This window comes from Anoxybacillus sp. CHMUD, assembly GCF_013096965.1.
Classification (GTDB): domain Bacteria; phylum Bacillota; class Bacilli; order Bacillales; family Anoxybacillaceae; genus Anoxybacillus; species Anoxybacillus kestanbolensis_A.
In genome coordinates, this window is record NZ_SDLG01000074.1 from 1 (window position 1) to 452 (window position 452).

General features: G+C 50.7%; 1 protein-coding gene. It reads right to left on the reverse strand.

Translation table 11 applies throughout. The features are described 5' to 3' along the window. Positions 1-452 (reverse strand): site-2 protease family protein (locus ETB99_RS14665; protein WP_171700940.1); only part of this gene is annotated, 452 nt, incomplete at both ends.

Here is a 452-nt window from a genome sequence, read left to right on the forward strand (position 1 = left end):
CCGTAGTTTTCCCATTGCGTCATTTTCGCTCGCAGCCCATCCGGAGCGATGTCTTCAATGATACGATACCCATCAAGCGGCGGAAACGGCAATAAATTAAACACAAACAAGACGGTGTTCAAGCCGATAAAAATTTGGAAAAACATATCAAACCCGGCCGCAAACCAATTAGGCAGCGCCCTCATAATGCCGAAATCGATCATCGCATACCAAACGATAAACCCAAGTCCAGCAAGCAAAAGGTTGCTTAGCGGCCCGGCGACCGACACGAGAATGCCAGCTAGACGCGGGTTTTTAAAATGGAAACGGTTGACCGGCACCGGCCGCGCCCAGCCGAAACCGGCTAAGAAAATAAGCAGCGTGCCAAATAAATCCAAATGAGCAAACGGCGATAATGTCAACCGCCCTTGATTTTTGGCGGTCGGATCGCCGAACTTGTAGGCGACGTACGC